This window comes from Bacillus sp. BC05(2025) (assembly GCF_056725905.1).
Genome location: NZ_JBWYRA010000003.1, coordinates 643,751 through 659,831 on the forward strand (window position 1 = coordinate 643,751; position 16,081 = coordinate 659,831).

Genomic DNA, 16,081 nt, shown 5'->3' on the forward strand with positions numbered 1-16,081 from the left:
GGGAATTGTATATTTAGTCATCCTTTGAATTTTATAGATTTTTTAATAGTTCGCAAGTGAATATGCATAATTGCATGAAGATAATACATTCAATGTTATAAAGTATGAACTAAACTTTTGTATGTATTTATTCTCATACTAATGAGGGATTTCAAAAAGATGTTGCGTATATACAATAATATGTAAGCATGTATAAAATTTTTAGTATGGGAGGAAGAGCATGAAGAACTGGGTAAAGTTTCGAATAGCACGTCCAACTGATCAATTTGAAAAGGTTATAGAATTCTATGAAAAAGGATTAGGCTTAAAACGTATAGGTGAATTCTACAATCATGAAGGTTATGATGGGGTCATGTTTGGACTCCCAAATGAAGAGTATCATTTAGAATTTACAAGACATATAGATGGGAGCCCATGTCCAGCTCCGACAAAAGATAATTTACTCGTATTTTATATGCGTGAGGATGGTGAAATGAAAAAGGTGAGTAAAAGGCTACATGCATTGGGTTATGACGAGGTTGAACCTGAAAACCCATACTGGAAAGACAAAGGGATAACGATAGAGGATCCAGATGGTTGGAGAATTGTCTTGATGAAATTAGAGGAATAATGTGTAATGATGCTTGAAGTTCAAGTAGGAGGAAATACGTAAGAGGGCTTTCTTTTGAGGGGATACACTCATGGAAAGCTCTTTTATTTATAATCTGAAAAATAAAATTTGAAATTATGTTCTGAAAAATTATAAAATAAGAACGTATATTCCTTTTGGTTTGAGAGGAGTGTCTGTAAAGATGAAGAGAACACTAGGGGGGCTTTTTTATGATATGCCGGATTAAGGATGCAGAAATATATTATGAAACCATTGGCGAAGGACAACCAGTCATTATTATACATGGCTGTGCACCTGATCATAGATTAATGAAGAAATGCATGGAATCAGTATTTCAAAAATATAAAGGTCACCAAAGAATATATATTGATTTACCTGGCATGGGGAAATCGAATGCTCCAGATTGGATAAATAGTTCAGATCATATGTTAGAACTGTTACTTGCATGTATTGAAAAAATTATTCCAGCCAAAAACTTTTTATTAGTAGGGGAGTCCTATGGCGGATATTTAGCTCGAGGTATACTCACAAAGCTGTTTGAAAGAGTTAATGGATTACTATTAGTATGTCCTGTAGTTGTAGCGGAGCAAGAAAAAAGGACCTGCCCGAATAAACAGGTAATTGTACAAGATAAGGAGTTTTTAAATAAGCTTACTTCAACTGATAGAGAAGAATTTTGCGAGTTAGCAGTGGTCGCTAATGAATATACATATACGAGATTTAAAGAGGAGATTAAGCCGGGACTAGATATTGCTAATTATGAATTTATTGAAAGATTGCAACAGAATTACTCTCTTACTATGAATTTGCATCATAAGAAATATGAGAAACCCGTTCTTTTATTAGCTGGAAGACAAGATATATCGGTAGGTTATCAAGACAGTATAGGAATTATTGATGATTATCCAAGAGCGACATTAGCAGTGTTAGATATGGCAGGGCATAATTTACAAATTGAACAACCTGAAGTATTCGAGAGTTTAGTAGGCGAGTGGATTAGAAGAACAAATCAACAAAGTATATAAAAGACGAATGAATATTTTCAAGGAGGAATTATGAGTACATATATCTATATGGTTAGACATGGGGAATCACCAAAATTAGAAGGAAATGAAAGAACGCGTGGGTTAACTGAGAAGGGAAGTTTAGATGCTCATAGAGTAACTGATATATTAAAAACAGAGGGAATCGATACTTTCATTTCAAGTCCGTATAAGAGGGCTGTGTTAACGATAGAAAAAGCAGCCAATTTCTATGAAAAAGAAATAGTAATATATGAAAATCTTAAAGAGTGTATGTTTTCCAGTGGAGATCAAGTTATATCAGATAAAGAAGTGTATCCACTTGTAAAGAAGATATTCGCTAATCCGGACTTTGCACGAACCGAAGGAGAGTCATATGCGGATTGCCAAAGAAGAGTAGTGAAAGTGTTAAAAGAAATATTGATGGATTTTCAAGGGCAAAAAATTGTAATTGGCACACATGGGCTTGTAATGACTTTAATGATGAATTACTTTGATAATCAATATGGATTTGAATTTTTAATACATACATCGAAGCCCGACATATATAAGTTGGAGTTTAAAGATGAGCAATTAATGAATGTAGAGAGATTATGGAAAGCGGAATAAAATTGGTTGTATGGATTTTTTTGTGAAAGTTACTTTTATAGTAAAATATTCTTATTTGAATAGAATGAATTTTTATCAACTGTTTTTAGAATGTTAAATCAATAAGTAATTATTCAGTATTTGAATAAATTATGTGGAATTTGATTTAGGGAAACAATTTTAAATGTGACAAAATTCCAAACGATGGATTTATATTCAATTGGAGAAAAAGATGTAGAATTTTGTCTTACGGTCTCCGTTTACTTTTCATTTCATTACATATAGGCTTTGTGGTGTAAAGGGAAAAATCGCCTTTACACAAAATCTATAAGGGGGACATTGTGATGAAGAAGATTAAAAAGTTTGCGGGAGTAGCTTTAGCGGGAACGATTGGATTAAGTGGACTACTGTTTTTAGAACCAAGTGTAAGCGCTGCGGAAGCACAGCAAGTGAAAGAGGAGAATTTCAATACAATTAATGTATCGATGAATCTAAATGAATTATATGTATTAAGTGGCAGAAGCATTGATGTGCTTTCTGGAGATAAAGAAGCAATTCAGCTAAATAAATATACAGTTACTTTTAGTAAACCAGGAAAGTATGTTATTAGGGTAAATGGTTGTATTTATGACGATGTATATACTTTTATTGTGAATGAGTAGTATATATTTTTAAATTGTGAGATGAAAAAGAAACACCCTATTTGCGGTGAGAATCGTAAATAGGGTGAATTTATTTGTATTAAACTGTACTTTAAATATGTTCACTAATTTTCTTTTTGCTATGTAAAAGTGTTTGAAACATCTTAAATGATTGCTGAAAGATTGGACTTTGAATAAAGGTGTATAGAAAAGTTACGATGAAAACAGGACCTCCTAGCATAAAACCGATTACTAGTACAACACATTCTACTATGATTCTAGCACGGCTAATAGATAGTCCTGTTTTGTCGGAAATAGTAAGCATGAATCCATCGCGAGGTCCAGCACCAATCCCAGCCGCAACGTACATGCCTCCACCAATACCTGTAATTGCAATGCCAGCAAATAAAATGAGTAAGTTTATCCATAAATAATTACTAGCGTTTGGAAGCATATTTGATTGTAAGAAAAAGTCCATAATCGGACCGATAAGTAGTGCGTTTAAAAATGTACCCACATTTATATATTTTCGATCTACTAGTAAAGAAATGAGAACGAGACATAATCCACATATGACACTCCACGTACCAATGGTCCATCCGAATTTTTGGTAGAGAGCCATATTTAAAACCTCCCAAGGATGTAAACCGAGAAATTTCACTTTGACTGCAAGAGCATTTCCAAGGCCGAAAAAAATTAATCCCAAGAAAAAAAGAAAATAGCGAAAGAGAGTTAGCCTCATCTTTAATACCTCCTATATTTTATCCCGCATTATCAGGCAGCCTGATTGGTGAAGGCTGATAATCAATGGGGGATGGACCCTCACTGATTAAAGTTTCACATTATAATTATGTATGTTACTTGTTTGAGTCGTGGTGAGCAAATATTATGAATTTTTATTGTTTGTGAAAATGTAATATATATTCATAGCCGAAAAAGTTAAAATATTTCGTCTCAAGGATTATAATAGAGAAAGAAATATAAAAGGGAGTGAATGAATTTGAAACAAGAACTTATTGAAAGATTTACGAGATATGTAAAGATTGATACACAATCAAATGAAGAAAGTCATACAGTACCAACAACACCTGGACAAATTGAATTTGGTAAGTTATTAGTGGAAGAGTTAAAAGAGCTTGGGTTAACAGAAGTGACGATGGATGATAACGGGTATGTAATGGCAACACTTCCTGCTAATACGGATAAGGATGTTCCAGTAATTGGCTTTTTAGCACATTTAGATACGGCAACAGATTTTACAGGGAAAAACGTAAAACCACAAATCCATGAAAACTTTGATGGAAATGCAATTACGTTAAATGAAGAGCTAAATGTTGTGTTAACACCAGAACAGTTCCCAGAGTTACCATCATATAAAGGGCATACCATTATTACAACTGATGGTACGACACTTCTTGGAGCAGATGATAAAGCGGGTCTTACAGAAATTATGGTTGCAATGAAATATTTAATACATAATCCGCAAATTAAACATGGGAAAATTAGAGTTGCATTTACGCCGGATGAAGAAATTGGCCGTGGACCAGCGCATTTTGATGTAGAAGCGTTTGGTGCATCATTTGCTTATACGATGGATGGTGGTCCATTAGGTGGTTTAGAGTATGAAAGCTTTAATGCTGCAGGCGCTAAATTAACGTTTAACGGAACGAATACACATCCTGGAACAGCGAAAAATAAAATGCGTAACGCAACTAAACTTGCGATGGAGTTTAACGGACATTTACCAGTAGAAGAAGCACCGGAGTATACTGAAGGATACGAAGGATTCTACCATTTACTTTCTTTAAATGGTGATGTTGAACAAAGTAAAGCATATTATATTATTCGAGATTTTGATCGTGAAAACTTTGAAGCGCGTAAAAATACCATTGAAAATATTGTGAAACAAATGCAAGAGAAATATGGACAAGATGCAGTTGTTTTAGAAATGAATGATCAATACTATAACATGCTTGAAAAAATTGAACCAGTGAGAGAAATTGTTGATATTGCATATGAGGCAATGAAAAGTTTAAATATCGAACCAAACATTCATCCGATTCGCGGTGGAACAGACGGATCACAATTATCCTATATGGGATTACCAACGCCGAATATTTTCACAGGTGGTGAAAACTATCACGGGAAGTTTGAGTATGTTTCGGTAGATGTTATGGAAAAAGCTGTTCAAGTTATTATAGAAATTGCAAGACGATTCGAAGAACAAGCTTAAACAGGAACCAAGTAGTGCAAATGCGCTACTTGGTTTTTTAGTATAATACTCGCCACAAATAAAAAGTTGCGTAAGATTCCCAGTTAATCCAATTTGCCGCAAAATCTTTTATCTCCTGTTTAGTTGGTTTACTTTCAGAACCTGTTATATATTTAATTGCATTATGCAAGCCAACATCATCAATTGGAAAAGCGGAAGAAAATCGTAAACAGCGCATTAAAACATAGTTGGCAGTCCACGGTCCTATACCATGTATAGCAGTTAATCTTTTTTCAGCTTGTTTCACGTCTTGTATTTGCAGTAAAGATTCTTTTGATAGTTTTCCTTCTGTAATTAGCTTTGCAATACCGATTAAATATTCGCACTTTCTAGTCGTCATTTTTAAGTTTATGAGATCCTCTACATGTAAATTGGCAATCGTTTCAGGAGAAGGGAATATCCAATGTTTTCTATCATTCCACTCTACATAATTTCCAAAGTGTTCGACTAATCGTCTTTTTAGTGTATAAGCATATGTGAGGTTAATTTGCTGACCGATAATTCCCCAGGAAAGTGCTTCAAATAAGTCTGGAATACCTAAAGTACGAAGACCATAAAACTGTTCAATTGGTCTTTGAAGGAGTACATCATGTTTAGCTAATGTATAAAAGGGAGTTAAATCAGTAGTTAAATCAAACCACTCTTTCACATAGTTAGCTACAGCTTTGTGTACCGATTCTTCAGATGTATATAATTCTTCTAAAAAACGTATTTGAATATGTCCATCCGTATTCATACTAATTTCAACTAAAGGATTTACATCGTGAACAGGGATAACTTTATAAATTTTGTTATCTTCAATGTGGAACATACATTCATTGTTAGAACGCGATAGATAGCGTAAATTTTCTTGAAAACTAAATTCTGTTGGAACTGTTAAAGTTAATGAGCTAGTATGTTCTGCTGTCATATACATTTTACCCGCGACTTTTCTACTGTAAGCAATTCTTTCTTCATTTCTAATCCACCTCTAAATCCGGTTAGTTTACCATTCTTTCCAATAACACGGTGGCAAGGAATCGTAATAAGAATGGGGTTAGCGGCAATAGCAGTAGCAACAGCACGTACCGCAGTAGGTTTTTGTATTCTTTCGGCAATTTCTGAATAAGAATATGTCTTCCCATAAGGAATTTCACGTACCGCATTCCAAACAGATAATTGAAAGTCAGTTCCGTAAGCATCGATAGGGAATGTAAAAGTTTCTCGCTTACTTTCTAAATACTGGATAACTTCTTTCATATATGTTTGTAGATAATCTGGATTACAGGTTAATATATGTCGTGGCAATTTTTTTCTAGCCCATGCATTTAATTCTTCTAAGCTTTCGTCTTGAGATCCAATGAAACATAGTCCATTTTCAGTTGCAGCAATATGAAATTGCCAATTCTTATGTGTAAGTAGCATCCAATATATAAATTTATTTTTGTAGGAATTCATTATTGTATCCCTCTTTCATTTCGTTCTTTTTTCGATATTCAGTAGGCGTAAATCCGGTTTTCTTTTTAAATAAAGTTGCAAAATACTCGGGATTTTCTACTCCGATAGCAGTACTAATTTCTTTAATGGATTGATTTGTTTGTAATAGCTGTTCTACCGCTTTAACAATCCGGAATTGTTGTATATATTCTATTGGGCTTATTCCTGTCATTTTTTTGAAAGTACGTTGTAAATGAAATGGGCTACCATGGCACATTTCAGCAAGTATGTCGAGAGTTAATAATTCATCAAAGTGTTTCTCGATATAATCTTTAATTTGTTCTACCCACTCTTCATTAGGTAAAGTGATTCCGTTTGGCTTACAACGTTTGCACGGGCGAAAGTTTTCGCTTAATGCTTGCTCTTCATGATGAAAAATTCGTACATTGTTTCTATTCGGTATTCTTGATTTGCATGACGGCCTGCAAAAGATTCCGGTTGATTTCACAGCATAAAAGAATTTGCTATCATAGGAAGAATCATTATGAATAATTGCTTGCCAATGCTCATTTGTTAACATAACTTCTTCATTGTGCAAAGAACATCACCTCTGAAATTAGTATAACCTGAATAAAGTACGTATGTATGTATTCACAAATGTAAGAGCAAGATTACAAAGGTGAAAGTATGCTTGTTTTTCTATTTTGTGATAGCATGAAATTTGGAAATAAACATCAAGAGGAGGACTATAAGTGAAGTTCATTTCATGGAATGTAAATGGTTTGCGAGCAGTTATCGCAAAAGGTGGATTTTTAGAATATCTTGAGGAATCCAATGCTGATATATTTTGTTTACAAGAGATTAAATTACAAGATGGGCAAATTGATTTAAACCTAGATGGATATTATACATACTGGAATTATGCTGTGAAAAAAGGTTATTCAGGAACGGCTATTTTCACGAAAAAAGAACCGCTTTCTGTTACATACGGTTTAGGCATTGAAGAGCATGATCAAGAAGGACGAGTTATTACTTTAGAGTTCGAAGATTTTTACATGATTACGTTATATACACCAAATTCAAAACGAGGATTAGAGCGCTTAGATTACAGGATGAAATGGGAAGATGATTTCAGGGCTTATATTAAGCAATTAGATGAAAAAAAGCCCGTTATTTTTTGTGGAGATTTAAACGTCGCTCATAAAGAAATCGATTTAAAAAATCCAAAAAGTAATCGTAAAAACGCTGGATTCTCTGATGAGGAACGAGAGAAATTTACACGTATTTTAGAAGAAGGATTTGTTGATACATATCGTTATCTGTATCCTGATAAGGAAGGTGCATATTCGTGGTGGTCGTATCGTATGGGAGCGAGAGGAAAAAATATTGGATGGCGTTTAGATTATTTTGTTGTTTCTGAAAGAATGAAAGACCGAATAACAGAGGCGAAAATTAATAGTGAAGTGATGGGATCAGACCATTGCCCAGTTGAATTACATATAAATTTCTAAAAAAAGAAGTATCTTCCTAACATTAGGTGGATACTTCTTTTTTTATTCAGTTTGTTAAAATTTTTCAAATCTTTCTTGAAATAATTGCATATTAAATATATACTTAGTAACGATAATCATTATCATTGAAAAAGATTATCAATGGGTGAGGTGTAAAAGAATTATAGTTTAGGGGAAGTGAACGAGAATGAGTTCTGGATAGGATTATTAATCTAATGAAATATATATGTAAGACAAGTTTTATATAGTTAAATTTTATTAAAAATTCGAGAGGAGATATATGAAGATGAACAAGAAGTTATTTACATTAGGGATGGTTACAGTTTTAAGTGTAGGGCTAGCGGCATGTAATAGTACGGATAAGACTTCAGGAGAGCAAAAGCAACAGACAAAAGCTACGGAAACGAAAAAAGACGAAAAAAGAAAAATTACATATTTAGGTAAAGAATATACAGTGCCAGCAAAAGTAGATAAAATTGCCACAGCTAGTTTAGAGTCAATGGAAGATGCAGCAGTACTTGGTATTAAGCCAGTCGGTGCTATTACTGTTGGTGGTAAATTACCGAAGTATCTTGAGAAAGATTTAGAGGGTGCGAAATCTGTTGGTGAGAAAATGCAACCGAATTTCGAAACATTACTTCAATTAAAACCAGATGTTATTACATCAAGTACGAAATTCCCAGCAGAAACAGCTGAAAAGTTTACGAAAGTAGCTCCTACATTCCCGGTATCACACGTTTCAACAAATTGGGAAGATAACTTAAAGTTAATGGGAGAATTAACTGGTAAAAAAGATAAAGCAGAAAAAATTATTAAAGATTACAATACAGATGCTGAAAAAGCAAAAGCAAAACTAGGAGATAAGTTAAAAGACAAAAAAGTTCTTGTTATTAGACTAAGAGCAAACGAATTATTTCTGTATCCAGAAGGGGTATACTTCAATCCTGTAATTTATAAAGATCTTGGATTAACTGCTCCAGAACAACTTAAAACTGTAAAAGCACAAGAGAAAATTTCATTTGAAAAACTTGCTGAACTTAACCCGGATTATATTTTCTTACAATATGAGACAACTGAAAATAAAAACCCGAAAGTGCTAGAAGAAATTGAAAGCAATCCAATTTGGCAAAGTATGAATGCTGCGAAAGAAAAGAAAGTATTTGTAAACGTTGTAGACCCAATGGCACAAGGTGGTACAGCTTGGAGTAAAACAGCATTCTTAAAAGAAGCAGTGAAAAATTTATCTAAATAATACAATAAGTAAGGTGCGTTGAATGATATGCAGAAAACAAATGCAGTACCAGTGACTATATTATGTATAGCACCCATACTCATCTTATTTACAGTTATACTTTCTATTTTGTATGGGGCTAAAAGTATTGATGCTGAAACAGTGTGGAACGCATTATTTCATTTTGATTCAAGTGATGTAAATCATAATATTATTATTACTTCACGTTTACCAAGGGTAGTTGCAGCTCTTTTAGTCGGAGCATTTCTAGCCATATCAGGAGCACTTATGCAGGGGATGACAAGAAACTATCTTGCATCCCCTTCTATTATGGGTGTGACAGATGGGGCAGCCTTTGTTATTACACTTTGTATGATTTTTCTTCCGGGCATGTCATCCGTTGGTATGGTTTTATGTTCAATGATTGGTTCTGCACTAGGAGCAGGTATCGTGTTTGGTTTTGGTTCACTCCTCCAAAATGGTTTATCACCAGTTAGGTTAGCAATTATCGGAACAGTTATCGGAACATTTTTAAGTAGTGTATCGGCTGCAATGGCTTCGTATTTTCAAATCTCTCAAAATGTTAGTTTTTGGTTTAATGCAAAGTTAGACCAAGTGGATCCGAATATTATTAAAATTACGATACCGTTTGGGATAATTGGTATAGTTTTAGCACTGTTAGTATCAAAATCTATTACGATTCTTTCTTTAGGAGAAGAAGTGTCTATTAATTTAGGGCAGCGTACAAAACTAGTTAAAGCGATGGCTATTTTATCAGTTATTTTCTTAACAGGAACGGCAGTTGCTTTAGTGGGGAAAGTTGGTTTTGTAGGTTTAATTATTCCGCACATTACCCGCTTTATAATTGGAGTAGATTATAAATGGATATTGCCATGTGCAGGCGTTATTGGTGGGGTTTTCTTAGCGTTATGTGATGTTTTAAGTAGATTTGTAAATTATCCATTTGAAACGCCAATTGGAGTCGTAACATCTTTAATTGGAATTCCTTTCTTCCTTTATTTAATCCGTACAAGAGGAGGAGAGAGACATGCTTAAAAGTTCAAGCCAACGTTTTGGAATGACGATGGGGATTCTTTTATTTTTAATACTATGTGCTATTTATATTAGTTTAACGAATGGTACGTTTGATATTACGATTACAGATGTATGTAAAACACTCTTTAGAATAGATCCAGTACCAGACCATGATTTAGTTATTTTTGAGTTTCGTCTTCCGCGCATTGTAATCGCTGGATTAGTAGGATTAGGCTTAGGTGTTGCAGGTGCTGTAATTCAAGGAATTACGAGAAACGGACTGGCAGACCCAGGTATTTTAGGAGTAAATGCCGGAGCAGGAACAGCAATCGTCATCTTTATGTTTTTCTTTCAAGGACAATTAAAGAGCACAGACTGGGTTTCTATTATGATGATGCCAATGTTTGGTTTAGTCGGCGGATTAGGTGCAGCTATCATCATTTATCTATTTTCTTGGAAAAACGGTAAGTTAGATTCGCAGCGTCTTTTATTAACAGGGATTGCAATTGGATCAGGATTTGGAGCATTTTCTATGTACCTATCACTCAAAATGAAGTCAACTGATTTCGAGATGGCTGCAGTTTGGGTGTCGGGAAGTATATATAATGCAAACTGGAAGTATATTATTGCAATGTTGCCGTGGCTTATCATATTAATTCCGCTTATACAAAAGAAAGCTTATTTATTAGATTTATTTCAATTGGAAGAAACGAGTATTACAAGTTTAGGTGTTTCAGTAGAAAGAGAGAAATCTATTTTACTACTAAGTAGTATCGGACTTGTGAGCGCATGTGTTGCTGTTTCAGGAAGTATTGGTTTCATTGGACTAATGGCACCACATATAGCGAAAAGACTTGTCGGCATTCAGCATAAGCATATCATTCCTACGTGCGGAGTAATCGGAATGCTCCTTGTAATTGCTTCAGACTTTATTGCAAAAACAGTCTTCACACCTGTAGAGTTACCAGTTGGAATCGTTATTTCTATTGTCGGTGTACCGTATTTCTTATATTTACTTTATAAGGCGAAAGCGTAAGAGGAGGAATAAAAGTGAGTATTTTAAGTGCAAAAAATTTAGAAACGAGTTATGAAAAGCTTACAGTGTTTCGCGATTTAAATGTGGAAATACAAGAAGGAAAAGTAACGACAATTATAGGACCAAATGGATGCGGTAAATCCACACTGTTAAAAACAATGGGAAGAATTTTAAAACAAAAGAGCGGTAAAGTCTATTTACAAGGACAGGATTTAAATACAATTCCAACGAAAGAAATTGCGAAGCAGCTAGCTTTACTTCCGCAAACCCCAATTGCGCCAGGAGAGCTGAAAGTAGAAGAATTAATTTCTTATGGACGCTATCCCCATCGAAATAACGTAAATAAGTTAACTTCAAAAGATAAAGAGATGATTGATTGGGCCTTAGATATAACGAAAACATCTGAATTTAGAACGAGACAAATAGCAAATCTATCTGGTGGTCAAAGGCAAAAGGTATGGTTAGCGATGGCTTTAGCACAAGAGACAGAAGTGTTACTACTAGATGAACCAACAACATATCTTGATATGTCTCATCAATTAGATGTATTACAAATTGTGGAGAGGTTAAATAAAGAACATAATTGTACGGTCGTAATGGTACTACACGATATTAACCATGCAGCAAGGTTTTCAGATGAGATTATTGCAATGAAGGAAGGAGAAATCGTTACAACTGGTATTCCAGAAGAAATCATAACAAATGAAGTGTTAAAAGAAGTATTTCATATTGATGCGCGTGTCATGATTGATCCGTATAATGGGTCTCCTGTTTGTTTTGGATACGATAGCGTTGCACTTCAAGAAGAGAAAGTTGAAATATATGTAACGAGTTAAAAAGGGGGATATAAGATGAATACTACGATTGAAAAACAGCAGATTATAACATCTAATACGGAACAGTGGAAAATGTATTCGAAAATAGAAGGTAAGGAATATCAAATTCATATTTCAAAGCCGAGGCAGCCAGCACGAGAGTCAGGCTATCCTGTTATATACGTATTAGATGGCAATGCCTTTTTTCAAACATTCCATGAAGCGGTTAAAATACAATCAGTTAGAGCAGAAAAAACAGGTGTTTCACCAGCTATTATAGTAGGTATTGGTTATCCAATTGAAGGGGCATTTTCAGGTGAAGAGAGATGCTATGATTTTACGCCTAGCGTAATTTCAAAAGATGCGCCTTTAAAACCAGATGGTAAACCGTGGCCTAAAACAGGAGGAGCACATAATTTCTTTACTTTTATTGAAGAAGAATTAAAGCCGCAGATTGAAAAGAATTATGAGATTGATAAAAGAAAACAAACGTTATTTGGGCATTCACTAGGTGGTTTATTTGCTTTACATATACTATTCACAAACGTAAATGCTTTTCAAAATTATTTTATTAGTAGTCCGTCTATTTGGTGGAATAATCAATCTGTTCTTGAAAAAGAAGAGAATTTTATAAATGAATTAAACAGTGCCAAGTTTGAAACGGGAGTGTTCCTTACAGTTGGATCACTAGAACGAGAGCATATGGTTGTAGGGGCAAACGAATTATCAGAGCGCCTTTTCCAAGTGAAACATGATCAGTTTAGATTTACGTTTTATGAAGCTGAAGGGGAGAATCACGCATCTGTTGTGCCGACTTCTTTAAGTAAAGGGTTAAGATTTATTAGTCACGTATAATTTGGAATGATTGTCTAATAAAATGCAAACGAAAGGCTATGGGGAAATTCTCCATAGCCTTTCGTTTGTTCAAGTAGAATTGTCCTTTTTGAAAGTTTTGTTTCAACTTTTCGTCTAAAGAGACAAAAAGTTGTCACAATTCGGTCACAATTAGCATAAACATAAAATAGACGAAATGAACTTATTTCCAAAAAGGCTTAGTTCATTCCATTTATGATTAGTGGAGCTAAAAAGAACGGATTAAAAGTTCACTATATTCTCAAGGAGGTAGATCGTATGAAAACTATTCTTGCTATCGCTGGGCTTATTTGGGTTTTATCACATGGCATTCCAATTTATGAGGGAGAACAAATTCGTAGTGCTCTAAATAAAAATTTTAATGAATATCACGTTATTGATCGGCAAGATAATGTTGTGACAGTTCGTGTAAATGACTGTTTTCATACGGTAACCGTTGAAGGAACTTCAGTAGTGAATGATACAAAAGTATGTGATCAACAATAATTATATATAGGAAGAAAGAAGTCTCAATTTATACGTGTGAATTGAGACTTTTATATTTGTGATTGAAGTTTTTTTCATAAACAATTATTGACATAACGAGTTTATGTTGATAAAATTCAATTCATAAAATATAGATAATTTAATAGATTTTGAATCAGATGAAAATTAAATCTGATTTCTCTTATCCAGAGAGGTGGAGGGACTGTGCCCTGTGAAACCCAGCAACCATCAATTTTTACATTGAAATGGTGCTAATTCCTGCAAAGCAAATGCTTTGAGAGATGAGAGAAAGGGATAGTATCGATATATGCATACAAACCTTTCTGCTCATTCTAAGGGCAGAAAGGTTTTTTTGTTGTTCTCGACTGTGAGTAAAGACTATTCTGAGGGAAAATAGAGCGATTTATACAGTCCGTGTGCAGGAGGAATAACGATGTGAAAATCAATGAACCAATTTGTGCATGTCCTAGTGTTGTTCTAATAAAGTGGATTATTGATTTGTTACAGCGTGAATTAATAAATAAATACATAAAAGAAGAAGGGTGTTTACAACATGAAAAAACTATTACTATCAGGACTTATTACAACAGCAATTTTTGGTTTAACTGCTTGTGGAGGGAAAAGTGAAGATAAGCTTGTTGTCGGTGCTTCTAATGTACCTCATGCAGTTATTTTGGAAAAAGCAAAACCATTACTTGAGAAAAAAGGTGTAGAACTAGAAATTAAAAAATTCCAAGACTACGTATTACCAAATAAATCATTGGCGAATAAAGAATTAGATGTAAATTATTTCCAAGGTATTCCATTCTTAGAGAAAGAAATGAAAGACAAAAAATATGATTTTGAAGTAGCTGGAAAAATACACATTGAACCAATCGGTTTATATTCTCAAAAATATAAAAATCTAAAAGAGCTTCCAGATGGTGCAACAATTATTATGAGTAATGCAATTACTGATCATGGACGTGGTTTAGCAATTTTACAAAAAGAAGGTATTTTAAAAATTAAAGATGGTATAGATCCTGTAAAAGCAACCGTAAAAGATATTGCAGATAATCCGAAAAATTTGAAATTCAAAACAGACATCGAGCCTGGTTTATTAACACAAATGTATAAAAATAAAGAAGGTGATGCTATTTTAATTAATGCTAACTATGCAATTGATGCAAAGTTAAATCCAAGAAAAGATGCAATTGCGCTTGAAGGTAAGGATTCTCCATATGTAAACGTAGTTGTGGTTCGTAAAGGTGATAAAGATAAGAAAGAAATTAAAGCACTTGTAGAAGTATTGCATTCGAAAGAAATTGAAGATTTTATTAATAAGGAATATAACGGTGCAGTTATTCCTGTAAAAGAATAATTTTGAAAACTAAGGAATTGTACTCTTTACAACTACGTATTTTATAACTGATGAAAATTAATTATTTTATTAAGGGCTACTAAGGTAGCCCTTTTATATTTGCAACGAGAAATTGTTAGGGAATGTACATTAATGGAGGCTTTAGTTGAAGAACATAGCACAAAAGTGATTAAACATTTTACTTTATTAAGTTCTGATGGAGAATGTAATGTTTTTTTGAAAAAGGAAAGGGTATCATGAAAATTGAGACTGAGAAGCTAATAAATTGTTAAGAATAAGCTTAGTGCGGAAATATACTCATATGGGGTATCATACATAGATAATTAATGCTATAATTGGTATACTCGTAAAAGCAATTGTTTTATTGGATGAAGAGAAACTTTAAGAAGGTGATAATATGGGTCATAAAGAGCATGAAGCAGTAACACATAGATCAGAAAAAGAAAAAGAACAAATTATAAATAGATTAAAGAGAATTGAAGGACAGGTCCGCGGTATTCAAAATATGATTGAAAATGATCGCTATTGTGTGGATATTTTAGTGCAAATTTCAGCGATTAATGCAGCGATGAAAAAAGTAGGAATGGGTGTATTAAAAAACCATACAAGTCATTGTGTTTCAGGCGCTATTAAAGATGGCAATGGTGACGAAGCGATTGAAGAATTAATGACTGTATTTGAACGTTTTTCAAAAGCGTAAAACAAGCTAGTATGTAACTGGCTTGTTTTTTTGTTTACTTTCATATAAGGTTTCGGGGTATTGATGTGAAAAAGTGTATGTAAAATAAACTTTTAGAAAATAATTGAAAAATCATGATACAAAACCATTGATTACCTTAGGGGGGTATGGTAAGATGTAGTTGTGATTAAGAAACAATGAAGAAACAAGAGGAGGATTTTAAATGGAACAGTTAACATTAAAAGTTGAAGGTATGTCTTGTGGACATTGTGTAAATGCTATCGAAAGCAGTGTGAAAGAGCTAAGCGGTGTTGAACAAGTGAAAGTTCAATTAGCAGAAGGAACTGTTGAAGTTACTATCGACTCATCAGTTGTAACGTTAAAAGATATCGTTGCTGTAATTGAAGATCAAGGATACGATGTTCAATAATTATTTTTAGATATGGAAATAAATCGTACTTTATAGGAAGTACGATTTATTTTGCTAATAATTATACCTCATAAGG

The 16,081-nt window shown here is 33.7% G+C and carries 19 protein-coding genes and 1 riboswitch; of the genes, 15 read left to right on the top strand and 4 right to left on the bottom strand.

Translation table 11 applies throughout. The features are described 5' to 3' along the window. The first annotated feature begins 220 nt into the window (after positions 1 to 220). The 4 genes from ACZ76X_RS14050 to ACZ76X_RS14065 all read left to right on the top strand — a co-directional run bounded on the left by ACZ76X_RS14050 (position 221) and on the right by ACZ76X_RS14065 (position 2,882). Positions 221 to 610 carry a VOC family protein gene (locus ACZ76X_RS14050; RefSeq protein ID WP_479850717.1) on the top strand — a complete coding sequence of 130 codons (390 nt, stop codon included), beginning with the start codon at positions 221 to 223 and terminating at the stop codon, positions 608 to 610. 209 nt (positions 611 to 819) lie between these two features. Continuing rightward, a complete protein-coding gene (locus ACZ76X_RS14055; protein WP_479850718.1) occupies positions 820 to 1,635 on the top strand; it encodes an alpha/beta fold hydrolase in 816 nt (271 codons plus the stop codon). Between the two features lie 30 nt (positions 1,636 to 1,665). Continuing rightward, positions 1,666 to 2,241 carry a histidine phosphatase family protein gene (locus ACZ76X_RS14060; RefSeq protein ID WP_479850719.1) on the top strand — a complete coding sequence of 192 codons (576 nt, stop codon included), beginning with the start codon at positions 1,666 to 1,668 and terminating at the stop codon, positions 2,239 to 2,241. 323 nt (positions 2,242 to 2,564) lie between these two features. Next, entirely contained in the window at positions 2,565 to 2,882 is a 318-nt protein-coding gene (locus ACZ76X_RS14065; protein ID WP_479850720.1) for a hypothetical protein, read from the top strand. 91 nt (positions 2,883 to 2,973) lie between these two features. Here the strand turns inward: ACZ76X_RS14065 and ACZ76X_RS14070 are convergent, their stop codons facing one another. Then, positions 2,974 to 3,603, bottom strand: coding sequence for a YczE/YyaS/YitT family protein (locus ACZ76X_RS14070; RefSeq protein ID WP_479850721.1), 630 nt, complete (start codon positions 3,601 to 3,603; stop codon positions 2,974 to 2,976). 258 nt (positions 3,604 to 3,861) lie between these two features. Here ACZ76X_RS14070 and pepT point away from each other — a divergent pair, with 258 nt between their 5' ends. Beyond that, positions 3,862 to 5,094, top strand: coding sequence for a peptidase T (gene pepT, locus ACZ76X_RS14075; RefSeq protein WP_479850722.1), 1,233 nt, complete (start codon positions 3,862 to 3,864; stop codon positions 5,092 to 5,094). Positions 5,095 to 5,131: 37 nt separating this feature from the next. Here pepT and ACZ76X_RS14080 read toward each other — a convergent pair whose 3' ends face one another. Genes ACZ76X_RS14080 through ACZ76X_RS14090 form a run of 3 tightly spaced genes read right to left on the bottom strand, consistent with a single transcriptional unit; the run spans position 5,132 to position 7,147 of the window. Next, the gene (locus ACZ76X_RS14080) at positions 5,132 to 6,043 is read right to left on the bottom strand and encodes a DNA-3-methyladenine glycosylase family protein (protein ID WP_479850723.1); all 912 of its coding nucleotides are present in this window, start codon (positions 6,041 to 6,043) and stop codon (positions 5,132 to 5,134) included. Then, positions 6,040 to 6,570 carry a methylated-DNA--[protein]-cysteine S-methyltransferase gene (locus ACZ76X_RS14085; RefSeq protein WP_479850724.1) on the bottom strand — a complete coding sequence of 177 codons (531 nt, stop codon included), beginning with the start codon at positions 6,568 to 6,570 and terminating at the stop codon, positions 6,040 to 6,042. Before ACZ76X_RS14085 ends, ACZ76X_RS14080 begins: the two co-directional genes overlap by 4 nt. Continuing rightward, positions 6,551 to 7,147, bottom strand: coding sequence for a bifunctional transcriptional activator/DNA repair enzyme AdaA (locus ACZ76X_RS14090; protein ID WP_479850725.1), 597 nt, complete (start codon positions 7,145 to 7,147; stop codon positions 6,551 to 6,553). Before ACZ76X_RS14090 ends, ACZ76X_RS14085 begins: the two co-directional genes overlap by 20 nt. 154 nt (positions 7,148 to 7,301) lie before the next feature. Here ACZ76X_RS14090 and ACZ76X_RS14095 point away from each other — a divergent pair, with 154 nt between their 5' ends. The 10 genes from ACZ76X_RS14095 to copZ all read left to right on the top strand — a co-directional run bounded on the left by ACZ76X_RS14095 (position 7,302) and on the right by copZ (position 16,005). Further along, complete coding sequence (locus tag ACZ76X_RS14095; protein ID WP_479850726.1) at positions 7,302 to 8,060, top strand: exodeoxyribonuclease III; 759 nt, start codon at positions 7,302 to 7,304, stop codon at positions 8,058 to 8,060. 286 nt (positions 8,061 to 8,346) lie between these two features. Then, positions 8,347 to 9,312, top strand: a complete 966-nt coding sequence (locus ACZ76X_RS14100; protein WP_306188239.1) for an iron-hydroxamate ABC transporter substrate-binding protein — start codon at positions 8,347 to 8,349, stop codon at positions 9,310 to 9,312. A gap of 27 nt (positions 9,313 to 9,339) precedes the next feature. Then, complete coding sequence (locus ACZ76X_RS14105; RefSeq protein WP_479850727.1) at positions 9,340 to 10,347, top strand: FecCD family ABC transporter permease; 1,008 nt, start codon at positions 9,340 to 9,342, stop codon at positions 10,345 to 10,347. Then, the gene (locus ACZ76X_RS14110; RefSeq protein WP_479850728.1) at positions 10,340 to 11,362 is read left to right on the top strand and encodes a FecCD family ABC transporter permease; all 1,023 of its coding nucleotides are present in this window, start codon (positions 10,340 to 10,342) and stop codon (positions 11,360 to 11,362) included. The genes ACZ76X_RS14105 and ACZ76X_RS14110 overlap by 8 nt, the downstream gene beginning before the upstream one ends. 14 nt (positions 11,363 to 11,376) lie before the next feature. Then, the gene (locus tag ACZ76X_RS14115; RefSeq protein ID WP_098667953.1) at positions 11,377 to 12,198 is read left to right on the top strand and encodes an ABC transporter ATP-binding protein; all 822 of its coding nucleotides are present in this window, start codon (positions 11,377 to 11,379) and stop codon (positions 12,196 to 12,198) included. A gap of 15 nt (positions 12,199 to 12,213) precedes the next feature. Further along, positions 12,214 to 13,032 (top strand): alpha/beta hydrolase, encoded by an 819-nt coding sequence (locus tag ACZ76X_RS14120; RefSeq protein ID WP_202283091.1) that lies wholly within the window; start codon positions 12,214 to 12,216, stop codon positions 13,030 to 13,032. 276 nt (positions 13,033 to 13,308) lie between these two features. Further along, positions 13,309 to 13,536 carry a hypothetical protein gene (locus ACZ76X_RS14125; RefSeq protein ID WP_000849106.1) on the top strand — a complete coding sequence of 76 codons (228 nt, stop codon included), beginning with the start codon at positions 13,309 to 13,311 and terminating at the stop codon, positions 13,534 to 13,536. A gap of 178 nt (positions 13,537 to 13,714) precedes the next feature. Further along, positions 13,715 to 13,824, top strand: a riboswitch (SAM riboswitch). Between the two features lie 265 nt (positions 13,825 to 14,089). Beyond that, the gene (gene metQ / locus ACZ76X_RS14130; protein ID WP_479850729.1) at positions 14,090 to 14,896 is read left to right on the top strand and encodes a methionine ABC transporter substrate-binding lipoprotein MetQ; all 807 of its coding nucleotides are present in this window, start codon (positions 14,090 to 14,092) and stop codon (positions 14,894 to 14,896) included. Between the two features lie 397 nt (positions 14,897 to 15,293). Beyond that, positions 15,294 to 15,596: a metal-sensing transcriptional repressor gene (locus ACZ76X_RS14135; protein ID WP_000509876.1), complete on the top strand. Its 303-nt coding sequence runs from the start codon at positions 15,294 to 15,296 to the stop codon at positions 15,594 to 15,596. Between the two features lie 202 nt (positions 15,597 to 15,798). Next, a complete protein-coding gene (gene copZ / locus ACZ76X_RS14140) occupies positions 15,799 to 16,005 on the top strand; it encodes a copper chaperone CopZ (protein WP_098667950.1) in 207 nt (68 codons plus the stop codon). Positions 16,006 to 16,081: the final 76 nt, after the last annotated feature.

Excerpts from the sequence above, each read along its gene's own strand:
- ACZ76X_RS14050 (WP_479850717.1), top strand. The coding sequence starts at position 221 with ATGAAGAACTGGGTAAAGTTTCGAATAGCACGTCCAACTGATCAATTT.
- ACZ76X_RS14055 (WP_479850718.1), top strand. The coding sequence starts at position 820 with ATGATATGCCGGATTAAGGATGCAGAAATATATTATGAAACCATTGGC.
- copZ (WP_098667950.1), top strand. The coding sequence starts at position 15,799 with ATGGAACAGTTAACATTAAAAGTTGAAGGTATGTCTTGTGGACATTGT.
- ACZ76X_RS14085 (WP_479850724.1), bottom strand. The coding sequence starts at position 6,570 with ATGAATTCCTACAAAAATAAATTTATATATTGGATGCTACTTACACAT.
- metQ (WP_479850729.1), top strand. The coding sequence starts at position 14,090 with ATGAAAAAACTATTACTATCAGGACTTATTACAACAGCAATTTTTGGT.
- ACZ76X_RS14065 (WP_479850720.1), top strand. The coding sequence starts at position 2,565 with ATGAAGAAGATTAAAAAGTTTGCGGGAGTAGCTTTAGCGGGAACGATT.
- ACZ76X_RS14120 (WP_202283091.1), top strand. The coding sequence starts at position 12,214 with ATGAATACTACGATTGAAAAACAGCAGATTATAACATCTAATACGGAA.
- ACZ76X_RS14105 (WP_479850727.1), top strand. The coding sequence starts at position 9,340 with ATGCAGAAAACAAATGCAGTACCAGTGACTATATTATGTATAGCACCC.
- ACZ76X_RS14070 (WP_479850721.1), bottom strand. The coding sequence starts at position 3,603 with ATGAGGCTAACTCTCTTTCGCTATTTTCTTTTTTTCTTGGGATTAATT.
- ACZ76X_RS14125 (WP_000849106.1), top strand. The coding sequence starts at position 13,309 with ATGAAAACTATTCTTGCTATCGCTGGGCTTATTTGGGTTTTATCACAT.
- ACZ76X_RS14110 (WP_479850728.1), top strand. The coding sequence starts at position 10,340 with ATGCTTAAAAGTTCAAGCCAACGTTTTGGAATGACGATGGGGATTCTT.
- ACZ76X_RS14135 (WP_000509876.1), top strand. The coding sequence starts at position 15,294 with ATGGGTCATAAAGAGCATGAAGCAGTAACACATAGATCAGAAAAAGAA.
- ACZ76X_RS14060 (WP_479850719.1), top strand. The coding sequence starts at position 1,666 with ATGAGTACATATATCTATATGGTTAGACATGGGGAATCACCAAAATTA.
- ACZ76X_RS14100 (WP_306188239.1), top strand. The coding sequence starts at position 8,347 with ATGAACAAGAAGTTATTTACATTAGGGATGGTTACAGTTTTAAGTGTA.
- ACZ76X_RS14080 (WP_479850723.1), bottom strand. The coding sequence starts at position 6,043 with ATGACAGCAGAACATACTAGCTCATTAACTTTAACAGTTCCAACAGAA.